At 71.2% G+C, this 6530-nt stretch carries 6 protein-coding genes; 3 read left to right on the top strand and 3 right to left on the bottom strand.

Translation table 11 applies throughout. The features are described from left to right. Positions 1-442: 442 nt before the first annotated feature. A complete protein-coding gene (locus ACFU6K_RS27650) occupies positions 443-1675 on the bottom strand; it encodes a beta-ketoacyl-[acyl-carrier-protein] synthase family protein (protein ID WP_380667454.1) in 1233 nt (410 codons plus the stop codon). A 223-nt stretch (positions 1676-1898) separates the two neighbouring features. Here ACFU6K_RS27650 and ACFU6K_RS27655 point away from each other — a divergent pair, with 223 nt between their 5' ends. The 3 genes from ACFU6K_RS27655 (at position 1899) to ACFU6K_RS27665 (ending at position 4589) form a co-directional block, all read left to right on the top strand. Then, complete coding sequence (locus tag ACFU6K_RS27655; RefSeq protein WP_380667456.1) at positions 1899-2846, top strand: 3-oxoacyl-ACP synthase III family protein; 948 nt, start codon at positions 1899-1901, stop codon at positions 2844-2846. After that, complete coding sequence (locus ACFU6K_RS27660) at positions 2843-3115, top strand: acyl carrier protein (protein WP_380667458.1); 273 nt, start codon at positions 2843-2845, stop codon at positions 3113-3115. The genes ACFU6K_RS27655 and ACFU6K_RS27660 overlap by 4 nt, the downstream gene beginning before the upstream one ends. 79 nt (positions 3116-3194) lie before the next feature. Next, on the top strand, positions 3195-4589 hold the full coding sequence (locus tag ACFU6K_RS27665) for a cytochrome P450 (RefSeq protein ID WP_380667460.1): 1395 nt from the start codon (positions 3195-3197) through the stop codon (positions 4587-4589). 33 nt (positions 4590-4622) lie between these two features. Here the strand turns inward: ACFU6K_RS27665 and ACFU6K_RS27670 are convergent, their stop codons facing one another. Then, positions 4623-5357 carry an ABC transporter permease gene (locus ACFU6K_RS27670; protein ID WP_380667462.1) on the bottom strand — a complete coding sequence of 245 codons (735 nt, stop codon included), beginning with the start codon at positions 5355-5357 and terminating at the stop codon, positions 4623-4625. After that, entirely contained in the window at positions 5354-6115 is a 762-nt protein-coding gene (locus ACFU6K_RS27675) for an ABC transporter ATP-binding protein (protein WP_380667464.1), read from the bottom strand. The genes ACFU6K_RS27670 and ACFU6K_RS27675 overlap by 4 nt, the downstream gene beginning before the upstream one ends. Between the last annotated feature and the right edge of the window lie 415 nt (positions 6116-6530).

Raw genomic sequence — 6530 nt, forward strand, 5'->3', positions numbered from 1 at the left:
CGGCCCCGGTGCCCCGAGCCGGGAAACGAATCGCCCCGCCGACACCGGCCCTGCCTCGGAAGCCAGCGATGACCTCACCCACCGATGTCACCGACACGGAAATCCTCAGCGCGCTCGAACCGACGGTCGCCCGGTTGTTGGAGCGCCACCTCGCCACCACCCGCGAGTGGATGCCCCACACGTATCGCGGCAGCCGGCATCTACGACCTCGACATCCATCACGAGCAGGTCCTGCTGCCCGTTCTGCGAGCCCTGGGCATCATGACCCGCGTCGGCCTGGGCCCTGCCGGAGAGGAAGCCCGCGAGCGGATCGGCCGCCACCTCGAAACGCTTCGCGCGACCTCGCTCCGCCTGCGGGTTCTGGCCGCCCGCCTGCGGGAGGACACCCCGGCCGCGACGCCCTGAGCCGCCAGGCGCCGGTCCCGCCGCGCATACGGACGTGTCACACGGTTGTGAACAGTGCCGCGGCGCTGTGCCCGCCGAAGCCGGAGGACTGGACGACGGCGGCCCGCAATCGCGCCTGCCGTGGATTCTTGTGGACGATGTCGGCCTCGACCCCCGGATCCGGGCTGCCGAAGTTCGCCGTCGGCGGGATCACCTGGTCGCGCAGGCTCAGAACGGTACAGGCCGCGGCGATTCCCCCGGCGGCACCGAGGGAGTGGCCGACGGTGCCCTTGATCGCGGTGATGGCGGGTGGCTCGCCGAAGACCTCGCGCAGTGCGGCGAGTTCGGCCCGGTCGCCCAGAACCGTGGCCGTGCCGTGCGCGTTGACGTGGTGGACGTCCGTCGTCCTGAGGTCGGCCTCCCGGAGGGCCTGGTGGAGGGCGTCGACCAGGCCCCGGCCCGACGGATGGGGTGCGGCGTAGTGATGGGCCTCGCCGGCGCAGCCGTAGCCGGCGAACCGCGCGTAGGGGCGGACCCCGCGGGCCCGGGCGTGGGAAGCGCGCTCCAGGACGAGTACGCCGGCCCCCTCACCGAGGACGAATCCGTCCCGCTCGCGGTCGAAGGGGCGACAGGCCGTCCTCGGGCTGTCCGCACGGGTGGACAGCGTGCCCATCTGCGCGAAGGCCGCGGAGAAGAAGCGCGGATCCGGCGACTCCGCGCCGCCGGCGAGGACGACGTCGCACCGGTGTGCCGCCAGGAGGTCCCGGGCCGTGCCGAGGGCCGTGGTACCGGCGGCACAGGTGGCAGCCACGGCCAGGACCGGTCCGCGTGCGCCGAGGTCGAGCGAGACCTCGGAAGCGGCCGAACTCGCATTGCTGCGGGACAGGACGAGCGCGGAGATCGCGTCCGCCCGGCCACTGGCCAGGAGCGTGAACGCTTCCTCGTAGTGCTGCACACTGGTGCTCGCCACGCCCAGCACGACACCGATGCGCCGTGCGTCCCACTGCCGCGGATCGAGGGCGGCGTCCCGGCACGCCTCTCTCGCCGCCGTCACCGCGAACTGCGCTGCCGGGTCGGTGCGTCGCGCCATACGCCGGTCCGCCCCGGCCGCGTACTCGGGCACCCGGCACCGGAAGTCGACCGCCAGCCCTGCCATGCCCGGGTCGGAGGCGGCCGCGGACACACCGGCCAGCAGGCCTTCCCAGGAGGATTCGACGCCGACGCCGACCGGGGTGACGAGCCCGAGACCGGTGACGACGATGTCTTCCTTCGCCTTCATGTGATCGTCCATGGACTCGATCATCCGGCGGGGAAGGTGCGCGGCCGGAGCACCGGGGTGGGAGACCGAGAGGTTCACTCGTACGAGTCGGTCATCACGGCGATGCCTGACGCCTCACCACATGCGCCGCCCGGCAGAATCGGTACGCGCAAATCCGGCGTCCACGTTCCAGGGGTGAGATGTGAACACTGATTTCTGTCTGACCGGCACAGGGCACTGCTTCGGATCGCTCGTCATGAGCAACGAGGAGACCTCGTTGGCACTCGGCCGGCCCGCAGACTTCCTGGAGCAGCGGACGGGAATCATCGAACGGCGCCTTCCCGCCGACGGGGAGACCGTGACCGGCATGGCCGCGACCGCGATTCGACGGGCCTGCGAGAACGCGGGGCTCGAACTCTCCGCCCTCGGCACGGAAACCGTGCTCCTGTACGTCCAGGCCGGACGCGATCACCTGGCCCCGCAGAGCGGTGTCGTCGTGAGCGGAACCCTCGGGCTGGATTCCGTACGCGTCCTCAGCATCGAGGCCGGGTGTGCCGAGACCATGGCCGCCCTGGACCTCGCCCTCGCGCTCCTGGACACCGGGCGGTGCGAGCGGGTCGTCCTCTGCGGCGCCGCGGACATCAGCGAGCACCTTGATCCACGCGACGAGGACACCGCCGGGCTCTTCGGCAGTGGAGCGGCCGCGGCGATCCTCTCGGGCCCCGGCGCGGGCGGCACGGCCTGCCGACTGCGCTCGCTGCGCTGGGAGACGCATGCCCGGCACTGGCGGCTGGGACACACCTGGCGGACGGGCCTCTCCCGGCACGAGAACGGATTCGCCCTGGAGTACGACTACTACCGCATGGCGGGTACGGCGCAGCTCGAAGCGGGCGCCGAGCTGCTGCCGCCGCTCCTGGAGCGGGTCCTGGACGAGGCCGGATGGAAGGTCGACGACATCGACCTCATCGTCGCCCACCAGCCCAGCAAGCGCATCCTCGACATGATGACGCGCTTCTGCGGGGTCGACTCGGCCACGGCACCGCCTCACGTCAGCACCCTGGGGAACATGGGGCCGGCCAACATCCTGTCCGGGCTGACGCTCGCGCGGGAGAACGGCAGGCTGACCGAGGGGACGAAGCTGCTGATGTTCGGCTTCGGCCTGGGCTTCACCACCGGTGCCGCCGCGATCGACATCGTCCGATGACGGCCACGCAAGCGGATGCCTCGGGCCGGCGGCACACGGATGATCTGTTGACGCTCTCGAAGGACACGCTGGTCACGGGTATGGGGTTCGACGAGGCCCGGATTCTCCCGGCCGCTTCCTTCGCGGAGATGGGAATCGACTCGGTCATGTTCGTCGAACTGAAAGTGATTCTGGAACGGCGTCTGGGGATCAAAATCCCCCTGGAACTGCTGAGCTTCGACGATTCCCTGGAACGGTTCACCGAAAAGGTCGCCGATCTCATGGAGTAGACGGATCCAAGGTGGCCGGCGGCGCCCGTCGGCCCCGCTAGCGAATGCTCTGATGAACGCACGACGACAGGAGAGGTTCGTGACCGGGGTACGAGACATCCCGTGGGCGCCCGGGCGTCGACCGCTGGTCGGCCATCTGGCGCAGTTCCGTTCAGGCATCCCCACCGGGCTGGAACGCCTGGAACAGGCGGGGCCCCTCGCACGCGTACGGCTCGGGCCGGTCACCGTGTACGTCGTCAACGACGCGGCTCTCGCACACGAGATCCTCGTCGAGAAGGTCGCCGTGTTCACCAAGGGACGCGAGGCCAGAGCGCTGCGCTCGGGGACCAGTTCGGGGATGCTCACCCTGGAGGGAGCACCCCACGACGAGCGGCGCAAGATCGTCCAGTCGGCGTTCAACCGCCAGCAGGTGAACGCCTGCGTCCCGACGGTGCTGGAACTGGCCCTGGACTGCGCCCGGTCGTGGCCCCTGCGGACCGAACTGCCCGTGGACGAGCGGATGCTCCACCTGGCGGCGCGGATCGCCTGCCACACCCTCTTCGACCACGACGGCGCGGAGGACTTCCGCGAAATGGGCTCGATGGGGGCGCCGCTCTCCCAGGGGGCCTTCCTGCGCGGCGTGCTTCCACCGTGGTGCTTCCTGCTCCCCACTCCGGAGAGCCTGCGCTTCCGGCACCACATCGGATGGACCCGCGACGCGCTCGAAGCCATGTACGCGTGCGCCGAACCGACGGACACCGGGGGCTCCCTGCTGTCCCGGCTCAAGCTGGCCATGCGACCGGACCCGACGCGCGTGCCCCTGACCCGCAAGGAGGTCATCGACGAGATGGCCACCTTCTGGTACGCGGGCACCTCCACCACCGCCTCGGCGCTGGCCTGGGCCTGGCACGAGATGGCCGAGGACGCGAGCCTCGAAGCCGCGGTCCACCAAGAGGCGGACGCCGTGTTCAACGGCGGGGCGCCGCTCCCGGAGAACCTGGTCGAGGCGCTGCCCCGCACCGGCCGGGTCATCGCCGAGGTGCTGCGGCTCCACCCGCCGGCGCCCATGCTGGTACGGGAGAGCAAGCGCGCGGTCGAACTCGGCGGGCACACCCTCCCGCCCGGCAGCACGGTCGTCCTCAACATCCAGGCCATGCACCGCGACCCGCAGGTCTATCCCGACCCCCACGTCTTCGACCCCGACCGATGGCTGCCGGAAAGCGCCAAGGCGATCCCGCGTCACGCGTACCTGCCCTACGGGGCGGGAACCCACCGCTGCACGGGGGCCTCCTTCGCCGACATGAGCGCAACGGTGGCCCTGGCCGCCCTCGCCTCATGCATCCGGCTCCTCCCGCCCTCGCCCCGCCGTCCCGTGCGGACCGTGCTGGCGGCCACGTCCCGCCCCTACAAGCTCCTCATGACGGCGCAGCCGCGCACCGCGACGCTGCCGGCCGCCACCCGGTCGCAGCCGGACGCCGGTTCCCTCAAGCACTGAGTACTCCGTCGGAGACAGGAGAGCGTGACGGCCTCACGACCGACGGCGCAGGGTGGCCGCTCCGAGCAGCAGGACCACCACCACCGACCCGGAGACGAAGGCCAGGTCATGGGTGAAGGCACGGGTGAGGTCCGGGTGCAACCGGACCTCGGCCATCGCGTCGGAGACGCGGGAGATCGGCAACCGGTCCGCGACGACGCGCAGCGGCGTCGGCATGCGGTCGCGTGGCACCAGCAGACCGGACGTGAGGATCTGGGGCAGGAGCACCGCCGGCAGGAACTGCAGCGCCTGGAACTCGCTGGTGGCGAACGCGCTGACGAACAACCCCAGCGCGACGCCGAGCAGGGCGGCGCAGAGGGCGACGAGCAGGAGGAGCCACACCGGACCGGCGACGGTCAGCCCGAGCACCCGCACCGCGAGGGTGGTGGCGAGCACCACCTGGACGACGGCGACGACGGCGAAGGCCAGGGCGCAGCCCACCAGGAGATCGGCCTTGGCCAACGGCAGGGTGAGGAGCCGTTCGAGGGTCCCGGAGGTGCGTTCCCGCAGCGTGGTGACGGACGTCACGAGGAACATGGTGTTCAGCGGGAAGATCCCGAGCAGGGTGGAGCCGACGGAGTCGAACGTCTGCGGTGACGCGTCGTAGATCCAGGACAGCAGCGTGAGCAGCAGACACGGAACGCTGAGCATCAGGACGACCGTGCGGGGATCGTGGGCCAGCTGCTGGAGCACGCGGCGCGCGGTGACCAGGGTGCGGTGCGCCGTCATCCCGCGTTCTCCCGACGGGGGCCGGACTCCTGCACCAGGTGGAGGAACGCGCCCTCCACGTTCGCCCTGCCGGTCTGCTCCAGGAGTGCTCGCGGGCCACCGTCGGCGATGATCCGGCCCGCCCGCATGAGCAGCAGATCCTCGCACCGCTCGGCTTCGTCCATGACATGGCTCGACACCAGGAGGGCGGTGCCGCGCTCAGCTGCCAGGCGGTGGAACAGGGCCCACAGGTCGAGCCGCAGCACCGGGTCCAGACCCACGGTGGGTTCGTCCAGGACGACCAGTTCGGGCCGGCCCAGCAGCGCGACGGCGAGCGACACCCGTCTCAGTTGCCCACCCGAGAGGCGCCCCGCCAGGACGCCCGCGTAGTCGCCGAGCCGGACGTCCTCGATCGCCGAGTCGACGAGTTCGCGCCGCGCGCGGCGCGGCCGGACGCCGAGGACCGAGGCGAAGTAGTCGATGTTCTGCCGTACCGTCAGGTCGAGGTAGACGGCCGCGGCCTGCGCGGCGTACCCGACGCGCGACCGCAGGGCGCGGTGCCCCGCGGGCAGGCCGAGCACCTCCAGCACGCCGGACGCGCCCGACTGGGATCCGACGACCGCCCGCATCAGCGTGGACTTGCCGCAACCGCTCGGCCCCAGCAGTCCGGTGACCCTGCCGTGTGCGATCCGGAAGTCGAGACCGCCCAGAACGCCCCGCCCGCCCCGGACCACCCGCAGCGCGCTCGCCTGAACTGCGACGTCCGCCGCTCGATCCATCAGCGCTCCGCTCCTCATCCCGGCGTCAACTCGCAGGCCACACCGGGAGCGTCATGACGTAGTGATACGTACTCGGATGCTCCCATGAAGCGGGATGCGAGGGCGTTTTCCCGCACTTGTCGTATCTGCGGCATGTCGACGGGCCACCGCGGGTCGCCCGCGCGCGGAGCCGGGCCGGACAACCGGCGCCGCGCCCGAGGTCTGGACCGCGCTCGAACGACTCACGCCGGACGAGGGCGCGAACGTACGCGGCGCTGAGCACCGAACGGACTGCGCAGTCAGATCCGATCCGGAACGGAATCGCGTTCGGACGCTCAGCACGGCGCACTTTCGCCGCTCCGCTTCCGGCTGACGCTGCCACGGGCCTGACCAGCGCAAACACCGATGGCCGACGAGGACCACTGCCCTCGTCGGC

It is taken from the genome of Kitasatospora sp. NPDC057512 (assembly GCF_042802135.1).
Lineage (GTDB): Bacteria > Actinomycetota > Actinomycetes > Streptomycetales > Streptomycetaceae > Kitasatospora.